The organism is Paenibacillus sp. J5C2022 (assembly GCF_025567625.1).
In the GTDB taxonomy this organism is placed as follows: Bacteria; Bacillota; Bacilli; order Paenibacillales; family Paenibacillaceae; genus Pristimantibacillus.
The window spans coordinates 89,326-115,988 of the sequence record NZ_JAOQJC010000016.1 but is presented as its reverse complement, the minus strand read 5'-3'; the positions used below and the strand labels follow the sequence as shown (position 1 = coordinate 115,988).

Annotated in this window: 26 protein-coding genes; 5 read left to right on the top strand and 21 right to left on the bottom strand. The window is 53.5% G+C overall.

The features are described from left to right. Positions 1-135 precede the first annotated feature (135 nt). The 10 genes from M6D81_RS14910 to M6D81_RS14865 form a co-directional block, all read right to left on the bottom strand. A complete protein-coding gene (locus M6D81_RS14910) occupies positions 136-777 on the bottom strand; it encodes a helix-turn-helix transcriptional regulator (protein ID WP_262677700.1) in 642 nt (213 codons plus the stop codon). A 20-nt stretch (positions 778-797) separates the two neighbouring features. Then, positions 798-1,184 (bottom strand): VOC family protein, encoded by a 387-nt coding sequence (locus tag M6D81_RS14905; RefSeq protein WP_262677699.1) that lies wholly within the window; start codon positions 1,182-1,184, stop codon positions 798-800. A gap of 11 nt (positions 1,185-1,195) precedes the next feature. Further along, positions 1,196-2,233: an S-adenosylmethionine:tRNA ribosyltransferase-isomerase gene (locus tag M6D81_RS14900; RefSeq protein ID WP_262677698.1), complete on the bottom strand. Its 1,038-nt coding sequence runs from the start codon at positions 2,231-2,233 to the stop codon at positions 1,196-1,198. Then, entirely contained in the window at positions 2,230-2,973 is a 744-nt protein-coding gene (locus tag M6D81_RS14895; RefSeq protein WP_262677697.1) for an SDR family NAD(P)-dependent oxidoreductase, read from the bottom strand. Before M6D81_RS14895 ends, M6D81_RS14900 begins: the two co-directional genes overlap by 4 nt. A 264-nt stretch (positions 2,974-3,237) precedes the next feature. Next, entirely contained in the window at positions 3,238-4,704 is a 1,467-nt protein-coding gene (locus M6D81_RS14890) for a phytoene desaturase family protein (protein ID WP_262677696.1), read from the bottom strand. Then, the gene (locus tag M6D81_RS14885) at positions 4,704-5,852 is read right to left on the bottom strand and encodes a glycosyltransferase family 2 protein (RefSeq protein ID WP_262677695.1); all 1,149 of its coding nucleotides are present in this window, start codon (positions 5,850-5,852) and stop codon (positions 4,704-4,706) included. The genes M6D81_RS14890 and M6D81_RS14885 overlap by 1 nt, the downstream gene beginning before the upstream one ends. Then, the gene (locus tag M6D81_RS14880; protein WP_262677694.1) at positions 5,831-6,124 is read right to left on the bottom strand and encodes a hypothetical protein; all 294 of its coding nucleotides are present in this window, start codon (positions 6,122-6,124) and stop codon (positions 5,831-5,833) included. The genes M6D81_RS14885 and M6D81_RS14880 overlap by 22 nt, the downstream gene beginning before the upstream one ends. After that, complete coding sequence (locus M6D81_RS14875; RefSeq protein ID WP_262677693.1) at positions 6,121-7,641, bottom strand: phytoene desaturase family protein; 1,521 nt, start codon at positions 7,639-7,641, stop codon at positions 6,121-6,123. Before M6D81_RS14875 ends, M6D81_RS14880 begins: the two co-directional genes overlap by 4 nt. Positions 7,642-7,703: 62 nt before the next feature. After that, the gene (locus M6D81_RS14870; protein ID WP_262677692.1) at positions 7,704-8,612 is read right to left on the bottom strand and encodes a MerR family transcriptional regulator; all 909 of its coding nucleotides are present in this window, start codon (positions 8,610-8,612) and stop codon (positions 7,704-7,706) included. A gap of 7 nt (positions 8,613-8,619) precedes the next feature. Further along, a complete protein-coding gene (locus M6D81_RS14865; RefSeq protein ID WP_262677691.1) occupies positions 8,620-9,024 on the bottom strand; it encodes a glycosyl-4,4'-diaponeurosporenoate acyltransferase CrtO family protein in 405 nt (134 codons plus the stop codon). A 196-nt stretch (positions 9,025-9,220) separates the two neighbouring features. On the opposite strand from M6D81_RS14865, the gene M6D81_RS14860 reads away from it, so the two are divergent. Together M6D81_RS14860 and M6D81_RS14855 are read left to right on the top strand one after the other, a co-directional pair. Then, a complete protein-coding gene (locus M6D81_RS14860; RefSeq protein WP_262677690.1) occupies positions 9,221-10,723 on the top strand; it encodes a phytoene desaturase family protein in 1,503 nt (500 codons plus the stop codon). A 610-nt stretch (positions 10,724-11,333) separates the two neighbouring features. Beyond that, entirely contained in the window at positions 11,334-11,978 is a 645-nt protein-coding gene (locus tag M6D81_RS14855; protein ID WP_262677689.1) for a transcriptional regulator, read from the top strand. A 639-nt stretch (positions 11,979-12,617) separates the two neighbouring features. Here the strand turns inward: M6D81_RS14855 and M6D81_RS14850 are convergent. From M6D81_RS14850 to M6D81_RS14840, 3 genes are all read right to left on the bottom strand, one after another. Next, positions 12,618-13,424: a DNA alkylation repair protein gene (locus tag M6D81_RS14850; RefSeq protein ID WP_262677718.1), complete on the bottom strand. Its 807-nt coding sequence runs from the start codon at positions 13,422-13,424 to the stop codon at positions 12,618-12,620. 154 nt (positions 13,425-13,578) lie between these two features. Beyond that, positions 13,579-14,256, bottom strand: a complete 678-nt coding sequence (locus M6D81_RS14845; protein WP_262677688.1) for a Crp/Fnr family transcriptional regulator — start codon at positions 14,254-14,256, stop codon at positions 13,579-13,581. Beyond that, positions 14,249-14,584: a hypothetical protein gene (locus M6D81_RS14840; RefSeq protein ID WP_262677687.1), complete on the bottom strand. Its 336-nt coding sequence runs from the start codon at positions 14,582-14,584 to the stop codon at positions 14,249-14,251. Before M6D81_RS14840 ends, M6D81_RS14845 begins: the two co-directional genes overlap by 8 nt. A gap of 325 nt (positions 14,585-14,909) precedes the next feature. Between M6D81_RS14840 and M6D81_RS14835 the strand changes: the two genes are divergently transcribed. Next, a complete protein-coding gene (locus M6D81_RS14835; protein ID WP_262677686.1) occupies positions 14,910-15,356 on the top strand; it encodes an S-layer homology domain-containing protein in 447 nt (148 codons plus the stop codon). A gap of 507 nt (positions 15,357-15,863) precedes the next feature. On the opposite strand, the gene M6D81_RS14830 is transcribed toward M6D81_RS14835, so the two are convergent. From M6D81_RS14830 to M6D81_RS14805, 6 genes are all read right to left on the bottom strand, one after another. Continuing rightward, complete coding sequence (locus M6D81_RS14830) at positions 15,864-16,079, bottom strand: helix-turn-helix transcriptional regulator (protein ID WP_262677685.1); 216 nt, start codon at positions 16,077-16,079, stop codon at positions 15,864-15,866. A gap of 276 nt (positions 16,080-16,355) precedes the next feature. Continuing rightward, positions 16,356-17,750 (bottom strand): YjiH family protein, encoded by a 1,395-nt coding sequence (locus tag M6D81_RS14825; protein ID WP_410795738.1) that lies wholly within the window; start codon positions 17,748-17,750, stop codon positions 16,356-16,358. 116 nt (positions 17,751-17,866) lie between these two features. Continuing rightward, positions 17,867-19,420 carry an AMP-binding protein gene (locus tag M6D81_RS14820; protein WP_262677684.1) on the bottom strand — a complete coding sequence of 518 codons (1,554 nt, stop codon included), beginning with the start codon at positions 19,418-19,420 and terminating at the stop codon, positions 17,867-17,869. 17 nt (positions 19,421-19,437) lie between these two features. Further along, positions 19,438-20,265, bottom strand: coding sequence for an SDR family NAD(P)-dependent oxidoreductase (locus tag M6D81_RS14815; protein WP_262677683.1), 828 nt, complete (start codon positions 20,263-20,265; stop codon positions 19,438-19,440). Between the two features lie 100 nt (positions 20,266-20,365). Continuing rightward, positions 20,366-21,316, bottom strand: a complete 951-nt coding sequence (locus M6D81_RS14810) for a 6-phosphogluconolactonase (protein ID WP_262677682.1) — start codon at positions 21,314-21,316, stop codon at positions 20,366-20,368. A gap of 29 nt (positions 21,317-21,345) precedes the next feature. Beyond that, entirely contained in the window at positions 21,346-22,056 is a 711-nt protein-coding gene (locus M6D81_RS14805) for a PIG-L deacetylase family protein (protein ID WP_262677681.1), read from the bottom strand. A gap of 193 nt (positions 22,057-22,249) precedes the next feature. On the opposite strand from M6D81_RS14805, the gene M6D81_RS14800 reads away from it, so the two are divergent. After that, on the top strand, positions 22,250-23,197 hold the full coding sequence (locus M6D81_RS14800; protein ID WP_262677680.1) for an AraC family transcriptional regulator: 948 nt from the start codon (positions 22,250-22,252) through the stop codon (positions 23,195-23,197). Between the two features lie 3 nt (positions 23,198-23,200). Here M6D81_RS14800 and M6D81_RS14795 read toward each other — a convergent pair whose 3' ends face one another. Next, complete coding sequence (locus M6D81_RS14795; protein ID WP_262677679.1) at positions 23,201-24,376, bottom strand: MFS transporter; 1,176 nt, start codon at positions 24,374-24,376, stop codon at positions 23,201-23,203. 128 nt (positions 24,377-24,504) lie between these two features. Between M6D81_RS14795 and M6D81_RS14790 the strand changes: the two genes are divergently transcribed. After that, on the top strand, positions 24,505-25,407 hold the full coding sequence (locus tag M6D81_RS14790) for a LysR family transcriptional regulator (RefSeq protein WP_262677678.1): 903 nt from the start codon (positions 24,505-24,507) through the stop codon (positions 25,405-25,407). 28 nt (positions 25,408-25,435) lie between these two features. Here M6D81_RS14790 and M6D81_RS14785 read toward each other — a convergent pair whose 3' ends face one another. After that, positions 25,436-26,605 (bottom strand): GNAT family N-acetyltransferase, encoded by a 1,170-nt coding sequence (locus M6D81_RS14785; protein WP_262677677.1) that lies wholly within the window; start codon positions 26,603-26,605, stop codon positions 25,436-25,438. Between the last annotated feature and the right edge of the window lie 58 nt (positions 26,606-26,663).

The following is a 26,663-nucleotide window of genomic DNA, read 5'->3' as shown; positions in this document are numbered from 1 at the left end:
TAGACATATGCTGTCATCGCAGTGAGATCATCCTGCGGGCAGCTGCCGCTGCTATCAGAAGCAATTTCCATATGACGCATGAACGGGCACAGCAACGCTTAAGTGGCGTTACTGTGCCCGTTTTTTCCAATTTGATTAAACTTTCTTATTTTCTTTGATCGCATACACACACTTGCCGTCGCCCTTCGCCTTGCATTCCAACTGCTGCACATCGGCATTCAGCACCCGGCGGAACAGGGACAACTCGCAGCTGCAAGCCGTCTTGTAATTCATGGCAATATCTCGGATAGGACAATTGTACTCCGTCAGCACATAATGCCCTTCGGCTTTCTCCTGCTTCCATTCCGCCATATACCCCTTCTCCTCCTGGAGTTCCGCAAGCTGACGTACCCGCTCCTGAAGCGTCGGGCCAATGACCCGCTCCTCATATTGACCGGCCAGCCGGTCTTCGCGCTGCTTGAACAGCTTATCGACCATCCCTTCGCCGCTCATCTCGCGGATATCGTTCAGAAAGTCCAATGTGATATCGGAATAATTGCGGGGGAACAGCCCCTCGCCTTTTTCTGTCAAGGAGTACAGATTGGCGGGCCTGCCCATCGACTGGCGCACCAGTTCTGCCCTGATCAAGCGCTCATTTTCCAGATGGACCAGATGCTTTCGTATGGCAATATTCGTCACCTGCAATTGCGCAGCGATGTCATTGGCGCTAAGCGCTCCTTGTTTTTTGATCATATGCAGGATCTGTTCCCTGGTCGACACATTGCCAGTCGTAGCCATTCCGCCTGCCCCTCCTTCTCTCACACTTCAATGCATTCGATAAGCTCGCCGCTAGGGCCCTCTATAAAAGCGATAATCCAGCCGTTCTGCAGTTCATGCGGCCCATCGATTACAGGAATCCCTTGCTCGTGCAACTGTTCTACTAATTTAATCACATCCTCAACTTCCAGCGCAAGATGCATCGCGGCAGAGGTGCGGGGAGCGGAATGGAAGGATAGTTCGACAGACTGCACCTTCCCCACCAACTCCAGCAGCACATCCCCTTGCTTCAGGAATACCAATTGTTCATCCCGCCATGTCAATCGCCGCTCCAGGCGAAATCCCAGCAACTTCTCATAGAAGTGGCGCGATTGCTCCATATTGTCCGTCTCGATGCCGATATGATGAATGCCCAACCATGGTGACATACCGCTCCCCCTTATATAATCAAATTCATGTCGCCGAACTCATGCCACAAATATTGCTCACGGATCGCCTCGCCGTAAGCGTCAAGCAGCAAGGAGGGTTCCACGAACGCGGACAGCAAATCGAGATGGCTCGCTTCCGGCTCATGGAAGCCGGTTATAAGGCCGTCAACGATCTGCAAGGGAAAAGAACGTTCGACGTGCAAATTCGTCCATCCCGATTGCGCCTGCAACGCCGTATCCCTTCTGGCCGCACTCTCCAGCGCGCGAACGACAGTCGTGCCTACCGCTATCACTCTGCCGCCTGCTTGCTTCGTCTGCGTAATCGCAGTCGCTGTCGCTTCCGGTATCACATAATGCTCGTAGTGCTCGCTGGGATCGAACGGTTTATTATCGTCAAGCAGATAGGAGAGCCCGGTATGCAATTGCAAGTATGCCGTTCCGATCCCTTGGCGGCGCAGCTTGAACAGCAGCTCCCAGCTGAATGCGCGGCCAGCGGATGGCATCTCGACTGATCCCGGCACGGTAGCGAACACCGTCTGATAATAGTCCAGCTCCCACTTCTTCTGAATATACTCATACCGGATCGGCTCTCCCAGCGCATAGATGGAATCATAGAGCTTCGTGCCCGTCTGGGAGAAGACCAAGGTAGCGAACGGCGGACGAGTCGTGTCCGTAACTTCGGCATGAAGCAGGGATGAGAAAACGAGCGTATCCCCAGTTGATAGGCTTGCCGCCACCGGCAACACCTCCCACATGGCTTCGTTCAACCGTCTTGCCAGCCTGATCTCCACTGTCCTCGCGGATGCGGAACCTTGCGTTCTTAGATCAGCTGTCATAACGGCCGGCACTGTTCGGCTGGCATTCATGACAAGCATATCGCCGGGCCTTACATATGCGGACAATTGATGAAATGCCGTGTGCTCCATGCGACCGCTCTCCCGATCCAGCACCATCATGCGGACGTAGTCGCGCCTGATGCCTCTTCGTTCCGGGGGCATGGCAGCGTTAAGCGAAGGGGGCAAATGGAAGGAGAAGGCGCTCACTTTCATGTCGCTTCCTCCTCTTCCCAATTCGGATATCGCTCGGCCTGCAGTCTTCTGCCATGAAGATGAGCCGACGCTTCGGAAGCGAGATAGACGAATGCTTCGGCAACGTCGCGGGGATCAGCCAGCTCGTAATCGCAATCCGGAACGGCGAGCGCATGCATAGCTGTATCCATCTCGCCAGGATCGACCATATTGATTCGCACGCCCGATTCCTCTACTTCCTCGGCCCACGTCTCTGTCAGCCCTTCCAGCGCGAACTTGGATACGCCGTAAGCCCCCCAGCCGCCATAACCGACATGGCCAGCGCTTGACGTCACATTGACGATAGAGCCGCTTCCTCGCTGCAGCATACCTGGCAGCACTCGCCTAGTCACCAGGAAAGGGCCAATGGCATTGACTCGCAGCACCTGCTCGAAATCCGCTTCCGGGTAATCCAGCAAATAAGGCATCGGACTTGGCCCCAGCACAGAAGCATTGTTCATCAGCACGTCGATCCGGCCGTAATGCGCTTCCGTCTGCGCAACGAACCGCTCTACGTCCCTTGCCTGCGACATATCGCCGGCGACGGCCAGCACTTCCGCTCCCAGCTTCGCCGCTTCCGCCTGTACCTCAGCCAATGCTTTCTCCCCCCTTGCGGATATAGCCAGCTTCGCCCCTTCCTTCGCGCATGCCAGCGCAATGGCTCTCCCCAATCCTTTGGATGCTCCCGTAATCATGATCACTTTCGACTGTAATGTTCCCATGCTTTGCACGCTCCCTTAATATTCGTTAAATTCAACTTTGATAACTTTGTAAACTTATTAGTTATTAAAGTTATAATAATCACTATTCCACAAAAAGTAAAGGAAAAAATGTGCAAGCTTGTCCCACGTGCCTGCTCCAGGTCGCATCGTCTGCATTCCCATTTCAAAGTCGAAAAAGCCGCTTTCCGTTCCTAAGAACGAAAAGCAGCTTCAAACATGCTCGATATTCACGAATATATATGCCGATTGTTCACACATGCCGCGTCAGCTGTCGATGGCTTCGGCGACCAGCATGCCGGACAGCGTGACCAGCGGCGTGCCGCCTCCGGGATGCGTTGTTCCTCCAACGAACCATAAGCCGTTCAGATCTCCTCGATTGGATGGACGGAAGAATGTCTGGCGAGCTGAATTGGACGAAATACCGTATATCCCGCCGCGATAGGCCGACGTATCGTCCTGCAGCCGCACCGGCGTGTAGCTCTGCTTGCAGGCCAGCGATGCTGTCAAGTCTTGAAGCCCCGCTCGCTCCAGCTGCCTCAGCAGCCGGTCGCCGTACCCTTCCCCGGATAGCATATGCCGATTCTCTCCCGTCATATATGGTGCATTCGCCAACAGGAAGAGATTGCTGCAGCCCTCGGGAGCCATGCCGGGCTGTGAATAACCGGAATAGCACACGTAGATGGCGGGAGCGGCAGGCAGCCGCTTCCTTCGGAATATGTCTTCGAATTCCGAGCCGTATCTCTCTGGGAAAAACACCGTATGGTGAAGCAGGCGATCGTACACTCTCCGCACGCCGGCCAGCACCGCATAGCCCGACAAGGATGGCTCCAGTCTGTCGATGCGGCGATCGCTTAAAGACGGCCGCTGCTGCTCGGTCAACAGCTCTGCGGCCGTGGACAGAACGTCCCCGTTCGCAATGACGAGCTCGGCGCTGAAGTCGCCGCAATCGCTGGAGACGCCTGTCACTCTTCTCTTGCTGCTATTGATGGCGGTGACCTTGCATCCGAATCGGAACACAACCCCAAGCTCTTCCGCGAGCTTGCGGAATGCCGCAACCAGCTTATAAGTGCCGTCACGCACGCCGTAGACGCCCAGCTGCTGCTCCAGGTGAGGCAGCATCGCGAAGATGGCGGGAGCAAGGTATGGCGATGAACCGACATACGTGGCGTAGCGCCCAAGCATAGCCAGCGTATTGGGGTGGCTGAAATACCTTCGCAGCAGCGAATGATAGCCTGTCGCAGGGCGGACCGAGATCAGTCCGGCAAGCAGGCGGATATCCGCTTTCGCGCGCCAATGATGCAGCAGCCGGTTCAGGAACAACGATTCCGACGTATCGTACAGCCGCTTGGACTCCTTCATGAACGAGCGGTACATCGCCGCATCCTTCGGACTGAAGCGCGCAATCTGCTTCTCCATAGCCGTCAGGTCGCTGGTGAAATCGACCGCATGTCCGTCGGTGAATAAGTTGCGCGTACCCGGCTCCAGCTGCTCCATCTGCACATAATCCTCCAATTGTCTGCCGACGGAGGAGAACAGCCGGCGGAAGATATGGGGCATCGTAATCGTACTGGGGCCCCGGTCGAACCGGTATCCATTCATCTCTATCCGCTGGAGCTTGCCGCCGGCTTCCGCTTGCTGCTCCAGAACAGTAACCCCGTACCCCTTGGCTGCAAGCGATATCGCCGCAGACAAGCCGCCAAGCCCGGCACCTATGACGATTACGCTTTTCATTACGAGTAGCTCCTCCCCTTCCATTCGTAGCCGTCCGCCTTGCCGGAGCCCCGCCACGAACTGAGCGCCAAGGTGCAAACGACGCCAATACTGAGCGGCAGAAGCAATGCCAGCCATATGGGCTGCCCACTGCGCGAGTCGATTGTCAGCTTGATGCCCAGTCCAAGCAGCCAGCCTGCGAGCGCGGCGAAGAGCCGTCCGTGCGCGTCCGCAGAGGAAGCGCCGAACGCTTCAGCGGCGAGCTGAACGAGAAGCGCCAGCGGGGGCACTAGATAAAGTGCCGCGTACAGCAGGACGACGGCCAGCAACAGATACGCATTCCGCCCCAGCCCTTCGTATATATTTTTCTTGTACCCGCTCCACACTTCCTTCGCCTTCGTATACATGCGCATGGAGACATACTCCCTTACGTCGGCCAGCATCACCGGCTCTCCCGCTTGCTTCATCGCCTTCGCCAGCGCCATATCGTCCACCAGATGACCACGGACAGCCTCGTGGCCGCCCGCAACGGCGTAGCTGTCGCGATGCGCCAGCAAGAATGCGCCATGCGCAGCGATGAATCGGGCATCCCGGGAAGCGCGAACAAGCCGCACCGGCAGATGGCAGGCGACTGTGAACACCATCATCGGAACGACCAGACGTTCCAGCCACGATCCTGTAGACTGGAACGGGAAGCCCGTTACCAGGCCTCTGCCTTGCCGCACTGCCGCAGCCATCGCGGCTTCGATCGCGCCTGGGCTCAGCCGGGCGTCCGCATCCAGGAACAGCAGCCATTCGCCATTCGCTTCCTTCGCCAATTGATGACAAGCGAAGCACTTGCCGGTCCAGCCGGGCGGCAACGCGCTTCCTACCGCATATCGTACCCTTGCATCCGAAGCAGCCGCCTCTTGGACTAGCTCCGCAGTACGGTCGACAGACCCGTCGTCCAGCACAATGATTTCCACCTCATGATCTCCGGCAGCGGCAATCGCCGCGTGCAAGCAATCTGCTATATTCCCTTCTTCATTGCGGGCGGGGATCAATACGGACAGCGTAGCGCCGAGACGACCGGCTTGCGCTGCCATACGCGGCAGTTGTGACAGATTCCATAGGACGAACAGCCACTGAGCCGCGAGCAACGCCGCAATCAGCCAGAGAACGGATTCCATTTCGCCAGCCTCCTTCTAAAGCTTTCATAGCGGCCGCTAGTAGATGCGCCCGACTGCAAGATAGGACGGTAGCCTTCCATGATTCCGCCGTCGGCAGCAATGGAGCTCTCCCGATGTTCATTCAGCTGCTTCTCCATCGCGGCTTGCAAGCCGGCGACGATCGCTTTGCGCCCAATCGCCTCCCAATCCAGCAGCAGCTCGCCGCCGAACCGCAGCGTCGCGACGGGCTTCTGCTCCTTGTTCATCGCATAGTAAGCGGTAACAGGCTTCACGGCAGCGGCAGGACATCTCTCCAGCAGGAAGCCGTTCTTCTGTCCTGCTTCATAAGCAGCCCGGCGCTAATGCGGGCCGACTCGAATATCGTTGGCAGCCCGCTGCCAGGATGGGTGCCGCCTCCTACAAGCCAGCAGTTGCGAAGCTCGTCGAATCGGTTGTGCGGCCTCAGCATCATCATCTGGTCCAGCGAATGGGCAAGATTGAAGGTCGCGCCCTGGAAGACGCCATAGTTATCGCGCCAGTCGGCAGGCGTCACTGCTGCTTCCGCTTCAATATCGCCTGATAGTCCGGCAAGCTCCGGCAGCCGCTCCAGCCTCGTGAGCACCGACTGGCGAACCTCCGCTTCCTTCTCGTCCCATGGGATGCTTCCCGTCAGATTCGGAACGGGCATCAGGACATACAGGGCGCTCTTGCCGTCCGGAGCAAGTGTAGCATCATTAGCGCCGGGATTATGCACATAGACGGAAGCGTCGCTCGACAGCACACCTTCCGACATCATGTTCTTCACATTGCTTCGGTAATCGTCCGCGAACAGAATCGTATGGTGAGGCAGGTTCACCTTGCGGTTAACGCCGAGATACAGCATATAGGTCGAGCAGGAATACTTCTTCTCCGCCAGCTTGCGCGGGGCGAACTTCTTCAGTTCGCCCGGTCGGAACAGCGTGTTCATGGCGGTAGCGAAGTCCGCGTTAATGACGACATGATCGTATTCCCGCCTGTCGCCATCCGGCAACTGGACGCCATAAGCTGTCCCGTTCCTTATCAGCACCCTGTCTACCGGAGCGGATGTATGAATGACGCCTCCGAATTCCTCAATGACCCGCGCCATCGCATGGCAGATGCGGTTCACGCCCCCTATGGGATGATGCAAGCCGTACCGGTGCTCCAGATAAGACAATATCGTGAATGTGCCGGGACATTCCCAGGGGCTCATGCCTAAGTATTTCGCTTGAAATGTAAAGGAGTAAATCAGTCGCTCATCGGCAAAGTAGCGGGACAAACGATTGTATACATGATCGGTCGCATGCAACTTCGGCAGTGCTGCGAGCACGTCACGAGCGACATAGTCCCACGGCTTGCTGAAGGGACGCTGAAGCAGCGGCGCTATCCGGCGGAACTTCTCTTCTTCCTCCCTCATAAATCGGCGGTAGCCCGCTCCGTTGCCCGGAAACAGAGCCTCAATGCGCTCTACCATCTCTTCCTGCTTCCTCGTAGGCCGAAAGTCGATATCTCCGAATTGCAGCCGGTAAAGCGGATCAAGCTCGACCATGGTCACATAATCATAGAGCGACCTCCCCACCGACTGGAAGATCTCTTCCAGCAAATGAGGCATCATAAAAAAGGTAGGGCCGAGGTCGAACCGGTAGTCGCCCAGTTGCAGACGCGACGTCCTGCCTCCGATCGTCCGCTGCTTCTCGTAGACGGTCACATCGTAGCCGTTGCCGCTTAACAGCATGGCTGCCGCCAGACCTCCGGGCCCCGCTCCGATGACTGCAATTTCCCCCCCGCTCATGCGAATGCCTCCTTCATACGACTAACGTTATACAAACATTATACAAACTGTATGAACAGGAATCAAGACTCTCGATTGCTGAACCAGCGATCCCACGATTCCATCGCCGACGGAAGCAGCCATGACGCATATGGCTGGGGTAGTTCACTGAAGCCGTGCCCGCCCAGAACGAATTCCAGATCGGGCAATCCCGCCGCCAATCTGTCCATGAACAGGATGGTCTGTTCTTGCAACCTCTTGTCCGTCAAGGAGATGCACGCTATCTGCACGTTTTGCGAAGAGATAATTGCATGCAGCCCATCTTCCGGCGTATCCGGTCCCAGATAGAGTACTTCCACCCCCCGCTTCCGCAGAAATAAGGAAAATATAAGAAGTCCGGCATGATGATGCTCGCCCGGCGGGCAAAAGGCAATCGCTTTGGGCAATGCGGAATTGACCGGGAATACGGTAAAAAAACGGAAACAACGCTGAATGACAAATTGCGTAATATAATGCTCTTGCGCCACGGACACGAGCCCTTGCTCCCATTCGTCTCCGACTCTGATCAAAAGCCGTACCAATATGCTATATACCATTGTCTCATAGCCGAACATGGTAAACCCCATCTCTACGAGAGTATGGGAATCATCTGTCCTGAATCCGGTAAGCAGTCCGTACAGCTTGTCCAGATACTCCTGGCGGCTTCCGGTTAACACTTCACCTCCTCCGGATTGTCCGGCTGGCTCGAAGACGGAGCCGACTCGCTTGCGGGTTCGGTGCTGCTGAAGCTGCTGCACAGCTCTGCTTATGGGCACCCCCTTGTTCTCCGTCTGATCCTTCAGCCACTTCAGCTCCTCCAACTGCTCGACGTTATACAGCCTGTACCCCGAATCTGTGCGTGACGGCACGACGGCGTTATAACGTTTCTCCCAAGCTCTGAGCGTCACGGAAGGTATGCCAAGCTTCTCCGACACCTGTTTGATGGTATACACGATCGTATCACTCTCTCCCCCATAATGATCTCTCCACCCTGCGAAGGCGATAACGGTTGTATCGCTGTACAATAATGAACGGCACATTGGCCGCTAGTGCATACATAATAATGATGATGCCGGCGAAGGCATCATTCCATAGCAAGAAGAGCGGCGCGGGCGCCATGGTCAGCCAATGCGTCCATTCCGCTCTCCTCGTCTCCAGCAAAAACCGCCGGATATATTCCGGCTGCCGCGAGCTCAGCTCCCGCTTGGCGAATCCCCCCTCGAACCATGAGCCGCCATCCGGTAGCCTCCCCTTCCATCTCTTCACGCGCAGCTTCTCCTCATACCACAGCTTCTCCGCGGCAGAAGGCTCGAGCAATCCGGCTACGAACGGACTGCGCGCCGCCGCGAACCACGTGGGAGGCATTCGGCAGTATTGCCCAAGCCGGTTCATTGCAGACGCGAAGTCGTTTGGTTTAAAAAAAGCTGGATGATGGCATAAATGAGACTATGAATAAAACCTTATACATAATTATCGGATATTATCTACAGTTTGTATAAGGATGGGGCAGAAGTCAACTGTTGCAATTGATATTGGATATACGGAAAGGAGTGTGCAGGAAATGAAAAACGTAATTGTTATCGGCGGTGGACTTGGAGGAATGTCCGCTGCGATCAGACTGGCCGCAGACGGCCACCGCGTCACCCTTCTAGAGAAAAATGAGCGCCTCGGAGGCAAGTTGAATATTAGGGAAGGCTCCGGCTTTACTTTCGATACCGGCCCCTCCATACTGACAATGCCTTGGGTGCTTGACCAGTTGTTCGCCAGCGCCGGACGCAAGCTGTCGGATTATATGAAGTTGATTCGCGTCGAGCCGCAATGGAGAACTTTCTTCGAAGACGGCGTCACCATCGATGTCACGAGTGATCTTCCCGCCATGCTGCGTCAGGTGAGGCAGCATTCTTCGCAAGACGAAAGCCAATTGCTGGCTTATCTGCACTATTGCCAGAGGATGTACGAGGCAAGCTGCAAAAGCTATTACAGCCGCAGCCTGAGCGGCCTGAGCGAACTCCGGTCGCTTCATACGCTGAAGGAGCTAATGGCGATGGATCCCATAAGATCGATGAGCCAAGGCACCGGCCGCTATATGAAAGACAAGCATCTTCGCCAGCTGTTCGATTTCTTCAGCATGTATGTCGGCTCCTCTCCCTATGCCGCTCCGGCGGTGCTGACCCAGCTTGTCTACGTCCAGCTCGGGCTGGGCATCTATTATGTCGAAGGGGGCATGTACAACATCGCGAGAGGGATGCTTAAGCTAATGAAGGAGCTGGAAGTAGAGGTTCGAACGGGCTGTAAAGTCGAGAGTCTCATCGCTTCAGACTCCAGCGCTTCCGGGGTGAGGCTTGCGGACGGTTCTATTGTACAGGGGGATATTATCGTATCCAATCTGGAAGCGATTCCCGCATATAACACCCTACTGCGTTCGCACCCCCGCTCTGAGGATGCCGCGAGGAATCTGGTCAAATACAAGCCGACAGTGTCCGGTCTCGTCTTGCTGCTGGGAGTGGACAAAAGCTACGACCAACTGCTGCATCACAATTTCTTCTTCTCGGAGAAGCCGGAGAAGGAATTCCGCGACATCTTCGAGGAGGGCGTACCCGCATCCGATCCTACCGTCTACATCGGGGTATCCGCGAAGAACGATCCCGGTCATGCGCCGAAGGGCATGCAGAACCTCTTCGTCCTTACGCATGTCCCGCCGCTGAAGGAAGGGGAGAGCTGGCATTCCCGTCAATCGGGGTACAGAGAGATTGTTCTGGATAAGCTGGAGCGCATGGGATTGAACAATCTGCGGGGACATATCCGATACGAATCTTCATTTATTCCCGACGATCTGCAGAGACTGTACGGTTCGAACGGCGGTTCCATCTACGGCGTGGCGACGGATCGCAAGCTGAACGGCGGCTTTAAAATTCCAAGTCGAAGCGAACTCTTGCGCAATCTATACTTTGTAGGCGGCTCCACCCATCCCGGAGGGGGCGTTCCTATGGTGACACTGTCCGGACAGCTCACAGCAGATTTGATCAAGGAGGATTGGGGAACGGGCATGCAATCGATAGGCTAAGTCGACTGCAATTCTCCCATGCGCTGCAGCTGCTTTAATATTGCTGTACGCAAGTCAAGACACCTCCATGCCTGTTGTGACAGGTTTGGAGGTGTCTTAAACGTCACGACAGTTCGAAGCGTATGCCCCCCTCCGACCAATCCTCCTACTCATTGTCGTATGCGATTCGAATGGCGTATGGATTAGTTGACGCTTCACCGGCGTAGCTTCGTTCGTACAATGTGTAATCGTAATGGAGTAGAGTTGCAAGTTAACGGACGTCATCGACCCTATCCCTTCATATTTGCTGATATTGAAGCTTTAATGCACCCTATTGATTGCACTTATTCCTCCTTTCTCACCAGTACTCGCACTTTTTCACATTTAAGCTCCGTGGTAACCTTTACGTCTTCACACCTTGAACATTTTGCGAAATAAGCCCAATGACGCCAGTTAGCTTAAGGTAGCAAGCCATTCGTGTAATTGTTCCTTGTGCGCAATGCCCAAATATGGTACATTCTACTCAAATACACTGGCATGAAGCACATGCCGCTTTGAACGCATAGCTCTTGGAGAGCTTACATGCGTCGAAGCGGCTTTTTGTGTGCGTCAATGAAGGGAGAATCATGGAATGAACACGTATGAAGATGCCTATGATAAGTGGCTGGATCATCAAATTCGAACAGAGAAAAGCGCTAGAAGAAGAGAGCTGCTGCAGAGAGGACTGGGGCATGGTACGGTTGAATTGCTTCGCTCAATATGGTACCCCACCATTGGAAATTTAGATCACTTGCACGCTGAATTTGAAGTAAGGGACTACAATAACGGGTGCCGCTATCTGGATCTGGCCTATATGCCGGGCAGTAAGAAAGGATGCGTTGAAATCCATGGATTCCGCTCTCATGCGAGAGATATTGAAGCTAGTCGATTCAAGGATTTGTGTATGAAGCAAGCGCTGCTCGCACTCGATGATTGGTTATTTCTCCCTATCGCTTACTTGTCAATTGAAGAAGATGCTGGCGTCGTTAAGCAATTGGTGCTCTCGTTTGTCGGAAAGTTTCTCTCCACTACAGTGAATTCCGAGCTAACATGGGCAGAAGCGGAAACGATACGGTTCGCAAGAACGAGAATGAAACCTTTTACGCCTAAGGAACTGTCCGCACATCTTCAACTATCGGAGCATCGAACAAGAGTTGTGCTGCGATCGCTAATCGACAAAAGGCTTCTTCTCGTAGCTAGCGGAACACAGCGCTATCGCACATTTCGACTCGCTTAGACGGGGGTACTGACGGGGGTACTGGCTGACTCTACTCTAACTCTGGTTCTAGCTTTGGTTCTAGCTTTGGTTCTAGCTTTGGTTCTAGCTTTGGCTCTAGCTCTGCTTCTACTTCTACCGCTAACGTACGCCAGTGCCGCTATTCCCTCTGAAATCGCAAGTTTTCTCAGGTAACGGTTGCTGCTGAGCTTATTTAGGAACAAATAGCTACTTTTTCGCCTACTTCACTCCAATAAGCTCTATTGCACCCGTTAGCTCCTGAAACTTGTCCATATTGGCAAAATAACCTCTGTGGCATCCGTTAAGCTAAATGGTGTAGGGACAGTTGGCTTTGGCTCTACTTCTACTTCTACTTCTACTTCTACTTCTACTTCTACTTCTACTTCTACCGCTAACGTGCGCCAGTGCCGCTATTCCCTCTGAAATCGCAAGTTTTCTCAGGTAACGGTTGCTGCTGAGCTTATTTAGGAACAAATAGCTACTTTTTCGCCTACTTCACTCCAATAAGCTCTATTGCACCCGTTAGCTCCTGAAACTTGTCCATATTGGCAAAATAACCTCTGTGGCATCCGTCCCTCCCTGTAGAGAGTCTTACGGGTGATGCTGCGGCTACGACTGTGATATTGCTGTGCAAGATGCCTACTTGCCCAAGCTCCGCTTGGCTCGTGTTACGATGCGCTTAGTATCCTTCGTATCGGAGACTTCCAACCATTGCGCACAAGTACGGATGACCCACTCAGGATTCGACTTGCTTGCATCGTTCAGCCAGTTGCTTACGGAATCCTGCACATACTTGACCGCATCGGACTTGACCGGTTCCAGCAGCGGCAGCCCCAGCGCCGGATTCTCTTTCAACACAGCGATATGCTTGGCCCATACACCTCGCGGGCGCGTCAGCTCAATCGCGAACCTCCTAACATTCGCATTTTCGTCCGCTACCCATGCCAGCAGTAGCGCCAGACATTCAGTCAGATTGTTGATGACCGTTTCTCTTAAGGCCATCCATGCGATCTCGCGCACCCCAAAGTGCAAATCCGCTGCGAATGGACGAATCTTCTCCAACTTCTCAATTGCAGTCAATCGGTCATTCTCCCCTATCATATAAGCAGCCCAGCAGCGGACACTATCGGAACGATGGTTCGCCAGCTCAGAGAATATTCGGGAGCCTGCCCCGTCAGGTTGCTCCTTCAGGACGAGGAGCAGCTCCTTCGCTATGACAGGGATGAGCTTCATCACACTTGTCTCGGCCTGTTCATTCAGCCTCCCAATTATCCGTTCTGCTGCCCCTTCAAGTCCTGACTCAACAAGGACATTTTGCAGCAGTATCGCATGATCTACGGCCAACCATTCTGTCAAATTAACCGATTCCAACTGCCCCTTATGAAGCAGCTCAATTACTACGGCGGGAATATCTGCGGCCTTTCGCGCGCCTTTCCTGGATAACATTGCATCTGTCAGATTGTTATTGCTCATGGGAATCTTCCTTTCACTCGTATTGCGAACGTTTAACCCTTAGCCTCTGTTATCGTATAGTCCCCCCACTATCCGTGACTGTAATGCCGATTACAATTGACCTTGCGCCCTATGCCTCGCTCTGATATCAATCGTTCATTCGATTATCCCGACACAACGATATCGCTCGATAGCCAGTCCGTATCTTGCCTTCCCGGGACAATTCCTGCAAGGCTATGGACACCGCTTCCCTGCTCGCCCCTACAAGACTGGCTACCTCTTGGTGGGTAATCCGAAGATCAATCATATCGCAATCGCCCCCATCTGCCTCTCCCCCGAACTGAGCGGTTAGTTGCTGCAGCACACATAGAATCTGTTCATGCAGATTGCCAATCGCCAGCTTCTCATTCAACCGGCTCATCCTGGCAAGACGCTTCCCCAGCACTTCCGTTAAGGACATCAGAAAGCGGGGATGATGGAGCAAAAAATCCTGGAACCGCACATGATCAATATGACAAATATGGCATTCTTCCATCGTTTCAATAAAGTGATCCCTTGTCCCAAAGGATATCGCTCCCAATTCACCGAATACATTGCCTTCATGCAATATATCCGAAGTGAACGACTTGCCGTCAGCGGACAGCTTGTACAAACGAACCTTGCCTTTCTTCACGAAGAACAGCTTCTCCGAGAAGGTGTCCGGCGTCTGAATGAAAGCATGCTTCGGGACGGTGGTAATCACCGTCAGACGATCCATCTCGACAAGATCTTCTTCCTCCAAAGCATGGAGCAAATTGAATTGCGACAAATAGTTTATTTTATCCATTATGCCTCCCGCAAGATGCTCTACGTTCCTCCATTAATCGAGCAAGATGACGCATCGCGGTGAGCGAATGCCTGTAGAAGGTAGTCCGGCTCATGTGAAAGGATTCGGCGAGCTGATTCCTGTTCAGCTTCCTTATGAGGTAGCTTTCCCTTAGCATACGCTGCTCCAGCGGCGTTAGTGGATGACGAGCGTGTGCCTCCATGAGCAGCTCTTCTGCCATCGTCCGTACTTCGGCAGCTCCCACGCGCCACGATCTCACCAGGTATCGCTCCAGTCTGTCAGAATGATATAGATGCTGCAAAATATGCTTCACATCCCTGTCATCCACGCTCTCGCCGCCTTCTTGCAGGAGCTGCGCAGCCGGACGCCCTGCTGCAGCTGCGGATCAGAGTCGCAACTATCATGATCGCACAGGCATCGCACACCTCCCTAAGCGAACTTGAGGATACGGCTAGCGGGAGCGGTTATCGAATGCATTCACATTTAGTCTGTATGCGGACGGTAAGCTGATGATCGACATTAACTGAGAAGGAACCGTTCAGACGATAACGCTTCGTACCGATGCCGATCGAGACAAGGCTACTGTCGTTTCGGCGGATTCGCTTCGCCGCTTCCATTTTGTTCCGGCTGTATTTCACGGGAACGGCAATCAGATGGAAGCCTCGTTCGCCTGCTCGATCTCCGCTGCGCCTAACAGTCTGTACACCGTCATTCATTACGACAGGAGCTTCTCCGATATTCGGGGACATTGGGCGCAGGACGACATCGAGCTGCTCGCAAGCAAGCTGATCGCGAAAGGCAAGACCGCAGCCCGCTTCGCGCCGGATAGTGCTATTACGCGGGCCGAATTCGCAGCGATGCTAGCGCGTACAATTGCACTGTTCGGAGAGCCGGGAGCGGTGAAGGCAGCGCCTGCAGAGCAATTCGCAGACTATGGCCGCATATCAGCATGGGCCCGGAAGCCAATTGCTCAATTACTGGATGCGAATATTATGAAGGGGATGTCAACGACCTCGTTCGGGCCGAAAAAGCCGGTCCCCCAGGCGCAAAGCCCCGTTGCCTTGAAGCGCATGCTTCAATATTTAAACAAGATGAACTGAGTTGGTTTACCATAAACATTATACGAAATGAATGGGAATGAATTCGACGAATGCGTTCTCTCGTATGAATGACCAGCTTACCAATCCAATAGTTTAATGTTATTAAAATTGAGAGATTGGACATATTGATTAAATCGAAAGCAAGTTGGAAATTCACATGGGGGAATACTTACTAGATGTAGTGCCGTTAATATAGGCAGGAGTATAATTCCTATCAATACTGCTTCCTCAATCTGTTTAAATTGAGCACATATAAAACATTGACAATACACAGGAGTCCCAACAACGCTTGCTTAAATATCTCAAACGAAAACCCGAATAAATTGTTTGTAATGAAAAGAATCGCTACGCCTCCCATTAGCAGAGAGAACATATTTACTCCTAATCTGCCCATAATCATTAAGCTTCGTTCATCGCCTCCCTCCTTCTTCGTGAAGTATAATAAGTATAGAACATTAATGAGCGAGGCAAGTAGAAACATGATTGAAAGAATGATACTCGCCATAGTTATTCCTCCTCATATTGAAATACCTGGTTAATATCCACTTCGAACAGGCGGGCGATTTTAAAGGCAAGAATCAGAGATGGATTATATCGATTGGCTTCAATTGAAGCTATTGTCTGGCGGCTTACATTCAAACGATCAGCCACTTCTTGCTGAGACCACTTCTTTGTTGCCCGTAAAACATAAAGGGAGTTGCTCAACTCGCCGTTAATCTCCAATGTTCCCCACCTCCTCTGCTGTCATTGTAATTCATATCTAACAAATTGTAAACTATTTAACCCAAAAAGTTAAAAATATATTACATTCTTTCGACTTACTCGATATAAAATCACTCTAAATTAAGCAAACGCATGACGGTCCTGTTACTATTCGCTTCCGACTTGCACAAGTCGCTCCTCCAGCTTCAAATATTCAGCTCGAACTTAATAAATTGGTAGAAAAAAGCCCTGACCTCGAAAGGGATTGTCCTCCCTCCAGGTCGGGGCTTAAATGCATTAAATGAACGCAAACAGCAAATGCGCGGCTCCGGCGATAAGCGGCAATGTAATGATCGTGCGCAGTAGGAAAATCAAGATCAGATCGCGCAGGCTGATCGGCAGCTTCGAGCTAAGCAGCAAGCCCCCCACCTCGGACATATAAATCAGCTGCGTCACCGACAATGCGGCGATAACGAAGCGGGTAAGCTCGCTTGCTATATCGGACGCAAGCAGCGTCGGCAGGAACATATCCGCGAAGCCGACGAGTATCGTCTGCGAAGCCGCTTCCGCCTCCGGCAAGCCGAGCAGCTGAAGCAGCGGAATGAACGGCAAGCCCAGCCACTTGAACAGCGGGGTGAACTCCGCAAGCGCGAGCGCGACGGTGCCGATCGCCATGACGACAGGGATGACGCCGCACCATAGATCGACAATGTTCTTGCCGCCGTTGCGCAAGAACGAACGCGCGCCTTCATGGCGGGACGCTCTGCCCACCGCTTGATGCAGCGCCCACTTCCACGGACGCCAACCCGCCGGTATCAGCTCCTCTTGAGGCGGCTTGACCCCTGCCGCATACGTATCCGGCTTGCGCGACAGCGGCGGGATGCGAGGCATAATGACGGCTGCGATCATGCCCGCAGCCGTCACAATGACATAGAACGGCAGGAACAGGTGCGCAAGGCCGACGTTGCTCAGTACGATGAAGCTGAAGGTGATGGAGACGGCGGTGAACGTCGTACCGATGACCGCCGCCTCGCGCTTCGTATAGTAGCCCTCCTCATATTGCTTGCTTGTCAGCATGACGCCGATCGTGCCGTCCCCCAGCCAGGAAGCCATGCAATTGATGGAGGAGCGCCCCGGCAAGCGGAAGAGCGGACGCATAATCCGGGTCATCAGCGTACCGAAGAACTCCAGCAGACCGAAGTCGACAAGCAGCGGCAGCAGCAAGCCCGCTAGCAAGAATACGACGAATAATCCCGGGACGAGACTTGTAAGCAGCAGACCGCCGGTCGATTCCGCCCAGATCCATTCCGGTCCAAGCTTCCAATAGGTCAGCAGCGCGAATAGCATTCCAATCGTGCGAGTCCAGAACCAGAAGCGGGATATGTCGAATATCGCCTTCCATAACGGCATGCGCAGCAGAGGAGCAGGCTTCAGCCAACGCGTATATGCGGCGCCAAGCCATGCGATAATCGTGACGACTACAGCAGCAAGCGGCAGCCATGGCGCAAGCCATTCGCCGATTACTTTCGCCAGGAAAGCGATCGGAACCGTAACCTCTCCTCTCCATGGGATCGGGATGACAAAGAGCAGCAGGCCGAGCAAGGAAGGAATAATAAATTGCAGCAAGCTCGAATGCTCGTTGCCGCGTGGCATAGCCGGAAAGTTCTCGATTGGTCCGTTCTTGGATGTCATGTATGTGTCTATCTCCTTGATGTCAAGTATAAATATGCAGCATCGTCAATTTTAATACAAATCTGATGCAAAGCCAAGCGTCGCATGGCACACAATTTATGGCATACGCATCTGTTTTACGACGATGGCGTTTGTCCGATAACGGCTCGTTTCTTGTCCCGCTTGCCCAGACTCGTATAAGCGATCTCGTCCACGAAGACCGTTACCTTCGGCATCTGATATCTGGCCGCCTTGCTGCGCAGCCATGTCAACAGTTCCTCCTCCGTCAGCACGGCGTTCGGAATCAATTGCACCATCGCTTTCAGCCGCTGGCCGAACCACTCGTCCGGTATGCCGATGACTGCCGCATCTTCGATGAGCGGATGAGTATGCAGCAACCGCTCCAGTTCGATTGGATACACATTTTCCCCGCCAGACACAATCATATCGTCCGCTCTTCCGCACCAGTAATAATAGCCCGCTCCATCTCTGCAGCCCATATCGCCCGTTTCCAGCCAGGAGTGACTGCTTCTACTCAGCGACCATTTGTTTTTTAGACATAACCGACCCACCGTACCGATTCCCACCGGCTTCATTCGGTCATCCAGAAGATGCAGCTTCAGGCCATCGATTGCTTTGCCGATCGTAAGAGGCAGCTCCCTCAAATCCTGGGAGGTTGCGACGGTGCAGAGTCCCGCCTCCGAAGTGCCGTACAAATTGTACAGTACATGTCCCAATCGATTGTGCACCTCTTCTATGAGTCCGGGGGCAAGCTCGGCCCCGCCGGAAGCAATACAGACGAGCGATTTCAATTGATCGGAATCATGCCTTATCATTTTCAACAGCATCAGCGGGACGACCGTAACGACATCCGCCTTGTGTCCTGCAATCCAAGCGCAAGATTTTGCAGCATCGAAGCCGGCAGTCAGCATGATTTTTTTCCCCAATGCGGTACACAATAACAGAAAGGCGATTCCGTAGCCGTGATAGATCGGAGTCGCAATATAAATCGAGTGGCGCTCCTTCAACTTGAGCCGTGACAACAGCGTGATGAATGGCGGCAAGTAATAGAATAGTGAAGGCCGATGCGGAACCTCCTTCGCCCTTCCGGTCGTACCGCCTGTCAGCAGCATGATTCTTCCGGCGGATGCCCGCTTGCGCCGAATCGTTGTCATGCGGTCAGAGGCTTGAGCGAAGCGATTAACCGAGTGCTGATCGTCGCCATAACTTAACAGCCTTGCACGAACATATGCTGATTGCGCTACGAGCGGCGTTAGCTCGGCATCGTGCACCAGCAAGTCGAAGCCATGCCGCTCTGCCAGCTGATTGAACCGCTCCAGCCCCATTCCGGTATTAAGCAGGTAGATGTCCGCTCCCGTATTCGACGCTGCGAATACCGTTTTCACCAAGGAAGCGTGGTTGTTGCACATAACACCAATCTTCTTGCCGCGGGCAAGTCCGTACTGCTGCCGGAATTGCATCGCAAGCCGCTCGGATTGGCGCCATAACTGCCTGTAGCTGATCGCCTCCCGCTCATCCGATATGGCAATCCGGTCACCATACGTTCTTGCTGCAAGACAGACCAGTGCCATCAGATTGACGCCGTACTTCCAGACAGCAGCAGCTAAGCGGAGTACGCCGCGAGGGGAGAGCATATGTAACTGATACATAACTCGGATCAAATTCAGCATATGACTTACTCCCCCCTCTAATCCATGAATCGCGGCGCAATACGCTCCCATAACTGTCTTCCCAGTACCGAAGCCAGCTCTCCGAAGACGAGCCACCACGGCCTGTACGTTCTGCGCTTCGTCAGCATGGCGTTCACAATTAGGCGTGCCGCTCGTTCCGGGCTCATGGCAGGCATTCGGCGATAAGCGGCAGTCGGCTCGATCATGGGCGTTCTCACTAGCGGGAAGTAAAAGGACGTCGTCGCGATGCCGGCTGCATTCATCTCCGGAGCAGCGGAACGGAACCAAGTATCGAACGCCGACTTGGAAGCTTGATAAGCCGCCCAATACGGGAATGGAATAAGCGATGCATTAATCGTCGATACGTTGATCACATGTCCCCGGTTATGCCGAAGCTGAGGGATGAGAGCCAACGTTAACCGAACGGGCGCGAAATAATTAATTGCCATCGTACGAGTAAAGTCATGGTAACGGTCCAGAGAATCCATCAGCTTGCGGCGAATGGAATGACCGGCGTTGCTGACGAAGATATCTACCCCGCCTTGCTGCCGGGATAGATGGATGAGCAGGTCATCCATCTCATCCTGCTCTCTGAGATCCGCACGGCATACGCTGACCGTGGCCGATAACGACTCTATTTCCCGTTTCATCTCCGTGAGCCTGTCCTCTCTTCTCGCCACAAGAATCAGATGGACGTCGTGATGGGCCAACTGATACGCTAACGCCTCTCCGATGCCGGAGCTTGCTCCCGTTATCAATATCGTTTTGCCTTGCAGGGCTTCCAGCTTGGAATTGGATTTCTTGAACGTTAAGGAATTTGCGGATTTTGTGAATGTCGTGAGCATGAATTATTCCCTCGCAGTCAAAGCTTTCTACCTATAATGTTCCACATGCAAAAAAGAAAACCCTTCGAAAAGGGTTTTCAACGATTGGTTTTCTCATGCGTCAATTCAATTCCGGCCCAAGCGGACCAGCCAGCTCCCGCAAATAAAACAGCCTGCCCGGCAAAGTCGGCATATAGGTGGACGGCAGCCAACGATCCGGTCCGTACCGCAGCGTCGTCCATAACGAAAGCCCTTGCCACTGCATCCCTCTGCCAAGGGCGCCGTCGCAGCCGCCAATGATATAGTCGGACTGCAGGAACAATCCCGGCCCGATCGTATTGGCGCGGCAGGACACAAGCGTCGTCCGGCTCTTGAAGCTGGTAATCGCATTTTGTTCGATCGTGAGCGGATGCAGTTGTGCTCCAAGCCGATGCGTTGCTGTGCGCCAATCTGCCTCACTGTTATATTCCGCGGCGAAATGCGGCTCCCAGAACGCGATATGCATCATGCGTCCGATCCCGAATATGGTTATGAGCTTGGCTCCTTCCGCCTTCAGTGCGGCGATCTTCTCTGCATACGTCGGCAATGTCTCAGCTGTCGCGAAATGCCGTTGCTCTTCGGGTATCGTATAGGCTCCAAGCGGTCCATAGAACGACTGCTCCATAGCGAATTGGAACGAGCCGGGGTTGTCGGAAGGCAGCGTTCGGCCCGCTTCGTCGCTCCATTCGTCCATATTGAATCCGTACACATGACTGCAATCCACTTGCCACTCCTTCAGGAAATACACCGCCCATTTGTACATGCCCATCGGCCCGACCGGAAAGATGAAGGCGGCCTTCCGTCCCTCACTCTTGCATGCCCGGATCTGCATGGCGATCTCGTGCCCCATTCTCACATCCAGCTCGGCGACATCATCGCAGGCAGCGGGCAGGAATTGTTCATGCCAGAACGATTGCCTCTCCCCGATAGAATCGGGCGGATGCGAGCAGCATCTATCGATTCTGTCCATATCCCATCCAGCAGGATAGAAGCCTTCAAGCAATGATCCTCTCACCGTCTCCATGAAATTCATGTACAGCACTCTCCTCGTTAGAATTCTGATTACGGCAGCAATCTGGCGGCAGTCAGTCTTGGCCACGCCTGACACTGCTTGAAGCCTTCGGCATAAGCGGCGCCGCACTGCAGCCCGCGGAACTTCGATACGGTCCGAACAAAATCCAGGAAGTCAATGCCGTCATGCTCGTACAGCCACTTGATCTGGCTCTCATGACAGTTGTTCATCTGCAACTTGATGTCGATAAAATCGGAGATATCCACATATTCCGTCGGAAGGAATCCGACTCCGGCCAAAGTGTCCATGTAATAGATCGGCGCGACCTTATGATGGGCATCTTGTCCCGCTTCCTTGTTGAAATGCGGTACTGTCGCGGAGAAGCTGGCGTCGAACACCGCTTTGGACACTTCCATATGATCCTTCATATAGTCCTCCGGCGGATGGGTAATAATAAAATCCGGCTTGGCGTCGCGAATGACGGCGACCAGCTTCTGAACCAGCTCGTCCCCGTCTGCCTTCACCGACAGGTCGGGCACATCCAGCCCTATGACGTTCGCCCCGATCAGGTTGCCTGCCGACTTCGCTTCCGCCGCCCGTATGTTGGCCAGCTTCTCCGGCTCGATGATCTTATGCCCTTTATTCCCATTGGCGACATGCACCATTGTGACCTGGTGGCCCAGCGAAGCGAGCTTCGCCAATGTGCCTCCGCAACCGATCTCCAGATCGTCCGGATGACAGCCTACTGCCAATACGTTCATATCGTTCCTCCTATTCGGCAAGCTGTTCGCTTGCTGTCCTCCATTCCTCTCCAGTATAAGCTTCAAGGTCCGGGCTAATCTTTAGCAAAAAGTACGTGAATCGTTGCAATAAGTTCGCACTTCCCCTTTCCTTTCTCAAGCGCTTTCATTAGAATGGTATACATAATCAGAAGCAGGGAGGTTGAAGGAGCCAATGGCAGAGAACCCTGATCCGTTTGTCCGGACAAGGCTGAAGGAATCTTTTGTCGTGAAGGACATTATATCGCTCCACTACTTCGAATTCTCCAAGGATTTCCGATTTGAAGGGGAGAAGCATGACTTCTGGGAGTTCGTATATGTGGACAAAGGAGAAATTGAGGTGTTCGCGGACACTGAGGGCTATTGTCTGCAGCAAGGCGATGTCATCTTTCATAAACCGAACGAATTTCACGGGGTGTGGGCGAACCGGAAAGTCGCGCCGAACGTCATCATTCTTTCTTTCGTCTGCCAATCCAGAGAGATGGCGTTCTTTGAAAATAAAATTTTCACATTGGATGCCCGTCAGAGGGAGTTGCTGGCGCAAATGATCAAAAACGGATTTGCCGCCTTCTATCCCCCATTCGACGACCCTCGGAATCATACCTTGAATAGACGGCCGGATGCGCCAATCGGCGCAGAACAGCTGATCAGACTCCATCTGGAAATGTTCCTGATTCACTTGCGCAGCAGCAGCGATTCCGCCACCGGCGAGCTGCGGCTGTCTCCGCTGACCAAGCAGCGAAGCGAAGCCGAGTTGGTGAACCGCATGTGCGATTATATGGAAAGCAATGTATTCGGGGAAATCCGGCTGGAGCAGGTCTATACCGCATTCAACTTGAGCAAGAGCCATGCCCTAGCCATATTCAAGTCTCACACGGGGATTAGCATAATGAAGTATTATCGGCAATTAAAGCTGGAGCAAGCGAAAAAAATGATACGCGAGCATCGGCACAATTTCTCGGAAATTGCCGATCTGCTGCATTACAGCAGCGTACACACCTTCTCCAGACACTTCAAAACGTTCGTAGGCATGTCGCCTTCACAATATGCGAGAACCGTCATCGCCAGAATGCAGTCGAACTCCGTTGACGGAAGCCCCAAAACCTTTCACAATCAGCGTTGATCGTTAGGAGAAGTCGGCAGCCGGCTTGACGTCGACTACTGCTTTCTTCTCACCGGTAATAAGCAGCTGCACGCCGATCATGACCGCCGTGATGACCAGCATGACGATGAGCGCAGGCATAAAGCTGCCGCTGTAATCGTGAATCGTGCCGATGAGCAGCGGTCCCATCGCCCCGATGATATACCCGCCGCATTGCGACATGGCCGACCAGGCTCCCGCTTCCTCCGACGTATTCGTCTCCACAATCGGTAGCATAAGCGCCAGCGGGAACAGACCTCCTGCTCCAATCCCCAGACAGATGACAGCAGGCAGCATCGGCAGGCGGAGCAGAAGCAAAGTTACGCCGATCAACTCGAACACGCTGCACATGACAAGAAAAAATCTACGGTTGCCAAAGCGTGCAACAAGGGCGGGAACCGTCAAGGATATTGGAATTTGAACTAGGGTAAATACGGTAAGAAGCATCGCCGAGGCAGCCGGATCGTACCCAAAGCTATGCGCCATGGGAGAAATCCATGCCGTTACGGAATAGAACATGCATGCCATCATGCCGAAAAAAAGCGTAAGCAGCAGTGCGCTTCTATTGCGAACCGGAAGGTGTGTTCGTGCTCTCCCCTCTTTCCCGGCTTGGCCGTTCCGAAGAAAAGCCGCCCAGACGAATAAGGCGATCACGCCGAATATCGCCCAGCAGGACAACGTTAGCGCCAAGCTGTGCCGGCTGCTCTGGTAGACGGGAATCGCGAGGGCGGAAGCAAGCCCCGCTCCAACGATCATCGAGGCGGAATAGATGCTCACAACGCCCGGCCTTGTCGGGAAGTACTTTTTCACAAATCCTGACAATAAAGGCCCCGCCAGGCTAACGCCGATTCCTCCGGCCAAGGCGGTTGCAACCAGTATCATCACCGAGCTGACGATGCCCCGAAGTGCGGAAGCCCCGGTAATCAAGCACAATGCGATGAAGATGGTGCGCTCAAGTCCGAACCGATCGCTTAACGCTGTAGCCGCAGGTGCAAAGAAACCCATGCATAATACGGGTAATGTCGTCAGCAAGCTTGCTGTCAGCCCGCTTATCCCCAGCTCGCTCTGCAGCGTTTCAAGCAACGGAGCGACAGAGGTAATAATCGGTCTTAAGTTCAAAGCGGCTAGAAATATAGCCATTACTAAATAGAATTTTCTCATCCTGCGTTCCTTCTCTCTTTCTGATCGATGCCGTTCTCCATTAAGTATAAGGAACCTATTTTCATTGATCAATTCTATTGTTTATATTATTATCATAGTAAAATACTATCAAATGAAAGGATTATCGCATGGACAATCGCAATATACAGTATTTTATGGCTGTTTACGAGCATCTGCATTTTACGAAGGCTGCCGAATCGCTCGGCATCTCGCAACCCACATTAAGCCAGCAAATCCGTATCCTTGAAGCGGAGCTTGGCACGCCGCTCTTCGACCGGATTGGCAAGAAGGTTGCCGTTACGGAAGCAGGCAGGCTTCTGCGGTTATACGGCATGAAAATGCTGCAAGCGGAACGGGATGCCAAGTCTGCGATTAAAGAGCTGCTGTCCGGTAACCGCGGCACCGTTCGACTGGCCGTGCTCCCCTCCGACCTGGACTTCCAGCTCGTCCCGCTCTTCATCCAGTTCAACTCCACTTATCCCGACATCCAGCTTCAAGCGATCTCCACCATACAGGTACAGGAAGAAGTGCTAAGCCACCGCGTTGATTTCGGTATCGGCTTGCAATGTTCATCCGATCGAAGATTAATCCAAATTCCGCTGGGCAGCGAGCCCTATTATCTGTTCGTACACCCTTCCAGCGAGCTTGCCGGGAGGAAATTTGTAACACTGCAACAGCTGGAGCGTCATTCCCTTGTCATGTATCCGAGGGGCTTCCTGGGACGCGATCTCGTCGATGAGGTATGCAGAGATGAAGGCCTAAGCCTAACGACGGTGATGGAGACGAGCTCGGCCACTTCTCTGCTGCAATTGGTCTCGGCGGGCGTAGGCGCCACGATTCAGCCCAAAGGACTGCTCAGTCAAAGCCCCGAGCGCACTGACATTGTATCCATCCCTATCACGGGACCTACGCCGATGCGTCATCTGGAGCTGATGTACTGCGCCGACCGCTTCATTGGCAGCTCCCAGCAGCAATTGACGAATTGGCTGATTGAGTTTTTCCAGCAAAGATATGGAGGTCAATTACGCTGAGGCTGAAATGACTACGATTAAAATTAGCTTACAGCTTCAGCTTGCGCATTAGCGGAACGCCGAAGCCGTTCAATAATCGCTCCAGCATCGCCCAGCACCATCGCCTGCCCAATGGCAGATGCCGGTCATAGACCGCAGAATACTCGAAATCGGCGATCGCTCCCCGATTCCGCTTGAATTGGGCGGCGCCGGCGCTCTCATGGAGCAAGTGCCCCGCCTCGCGGGACTGCCGGATCAAGCAAGCCGACAGCATCCTATACAGCCCGACGGATTGGGGCAATGTCGTATCGTAGCCGAACAAGGGCGTTGTCATAACGCCGTTACGGCTGAAATAGCCCATAACCGCATCCAGCCGCCCGTCTTTGCGAAGCCCGTATAACGTCAAGGCCCCGCTCTGCATAGCGCTCGAGATGAATGTCTCATCGAATTGCGGATTGTCATAGGAGTACTTGTCCAGGTACAGCAGCTTGTACAATTCGGCAATTCGCGATAGATCCGCTGCCGTCATGTCCGACATCGGGACGAATGTATAGCCGTTCCTGGCGAGCAGCTCATAATCCCGCTTCAGCAACCAACGTGCTTTAGCATTCCCATAGTCAGCATCGTTCGCACAGTACAAATAGACCTGCCTGCTCGGCACCAGCTTGCAGCCTTCGGTACGCAAGGCACCCAGGATATCCGGATGCAAAGAAGAACATAAAGAACGAATGACAATCGCATGGCATGGGAATTGCTCTCGCACCGCATGCAGCACAGCCACGACCTGTTCTCCCGTAATGCGAGGAAACAAGTTCGTCGACAGCAGCCAATTATTGATGTGAACAACCCGGTTCAAGTGCGATCGCTTCATCCCGTAGCCGAACACATGAAGCATAGCGGAGAGCGACTTCTCCAGTCGCGGACGCTGCAATAAGGACAGCTCCTGTCTGGCATAACGAATATAATGCGTATAGGGCGAACACACGTAAGCATTGTCGTATTCGCCTTCGTTGACTGTGATGGGCAGAATCAGATCATCGATTCTGGCGAGCAGTATGGTCGTATCGACATTGCGTATATACCGTGTAGTCCCTTCCCGCATAAGCGGCTCCAGATAAGCTCTGGCATAGCGGCCGTCTTCGGTGTCCGGCCAGTCGATACTGTCCAGATTGTTCCGGTCGTAAAGGAGGACGCGGCTCCTGACTTCCTCGATCTGCATAACTACGTCAATACCTCCGACTTTCCTAAATAAAATCCAGCAAGCCCCTTCAAGACCA

Bases quoted from the DNA above. Each gene is read 5' to 3' on its own strand.
- M6D81_RS14910 (WP_262677700.1), bottom strand. From the start codon at position 777: ATGGCTACGACTGGCAATGTGTCGACCAGGGAACAGATCCTGCATATG.
- M6D81_RS14905 (WP_262677699.1), bottom strand. From the start codon at position 1,184: ATGTCACCATGGTTGGGCATTCATCATATCGGCATCGAGACGGACAAT.
- M6D81_RS14900 (WP_262677698.1), bottom strand. From the start codon at position 2,233: ATGAAAGTGAGCGCCTTCTCCTTCCATTTGCCCCCTTCGCTTAACGCT.
- M6D81_RS14895 (WP_262677697.1), bottom strand. From the start codon at position 2,973: ATGGGAACATTACAGTCGAAAGTGATCATGATTACGGGAGCATCCAAA.
- M6D81_RS14890 (WP_262677696.1), bottom strand. From the start codon at position 4,704: ATGAAAAGCGTAATCGTCATAGGTGCCGGGCTTGGCGGCTTGTCTGCG.
- M6D81_RS14885 (WP_262677695.1), bottom strand. From the start codon at position 5,852: ATGGAATCCGTTCTCTGGCTGATTGCGGCGTTGCTCGCGGCTCAGTGG.
- M6D81_RS14875 (WP_262677693.1), bottom strand. From the start codon at position 7,641: ATGAGCGGGGGGGAAATTGCAGTCATCGGAGCGGGGCCCGGAGGTCTG.
- M6D81_RS14865 (WP_262677691.1), bottom strand. From the start codon at position 9,024: ATGCCTCCCACGTGGTTCGCGGCGGCGCGCAGTCCGTTCGTAGCCGGA.
- M6D81_RS14860 (WP_262677690.1), top strand. From the start codon at position 9,221: ATGAAAAACGTAATTGTTATCGGCGGTGGACTTGGAGGAATGTCCGCT.
- M6D81_RS14855 (WP_262677689.1), top strand. From the start codon at position 11,334: ATGAACACGTATGAAGATGCCTATGATAAGTGGCTGGATCATCAAATT.
- M6D81_RS14850 (WP_262677718.1), bottom strand. From the start codon at position 13,424: ATGTTATCCAGGAAAGGCGCGCGAAAGGCCGCAGATATTCCCGCCGTA.
- M6D81_RS14845 (WP_262677688.1), bottom strand. From the start codon at position 14,256: ATGGATAAAATAAACTATTTGTCGCAATTCAATTTGCTCCATGCTTTG.
- M6D81_RS14835 (WP_262677686.1), top strand. From the start codon at position 14,910: ATGGAAGCCTCGTTCGCCTGCTCGATCTCCGCTGCGCCTAACAGTCTG.
- M6D81_RS14825 (WP_410795738.1), bottom strand. From the start codon at position 17,750: ATGACATCCAAGAACGGACCAATCGAGAACTTTCCGGCTATGCCACGC.
- M6D81_RS14820 (WP_262677684.1), bottom strand. From the start codon at position 19,420: ATGCTGAATTTGATCCGAGTTATGTATCAGTTACATATGCTCTCCCCT.
- M6D81_RS14815 (WP_262677683.1), bottom strand. From the start codon at position 20,265: ATGCTCACGACATTCACAAAATCCGCAAATTCCTTAACGTTCAAGAAA.
- M6D81_RS14810 (WP_262677682.1), bottom strand. From the start codon at position 21,316: ATGAATTTCATGGAGACGGTGAGAGGATCATTGCTTGAAGGCTTCTAT.
- M6D81_RS14805 (WP_262677681.1), bottom strand. From the start codon at position 22,056: ATGAACGTATTGGCAGTAGGCTGTCATCCGGACGATCTGGAGATCGGT.
- M6D81_RS14800 (WP_262677680.1), top strand. From the start codon at position 22,250: ATGGCAGAGAACCCTGATCCGTTTGTCCGGACAAGGCTGAAGGAATCT.
- M6D81_RS14795 (WP_262677679.1), bottom strand. From the start codon at position 24,376: ATGAGAAAATTCTATTTAGTAATGGCTATATTTCTAGCCGCTTTGAAC.
- M6D81_RS14790 (WP_262677678.1), top strand. From the start codon at position 24,505: ATGGACAATCGCAATATACAGTATTTTATGGCTGTTTACGAGCATCTG.
- M6D81_RS14785 (WP_262677677.1), bottom strand. From the start codon at position 26,605: ATGCAGATCGAGGAAGTCAGGAGCCGCGTCCTCCTTTACGACCGGAAC.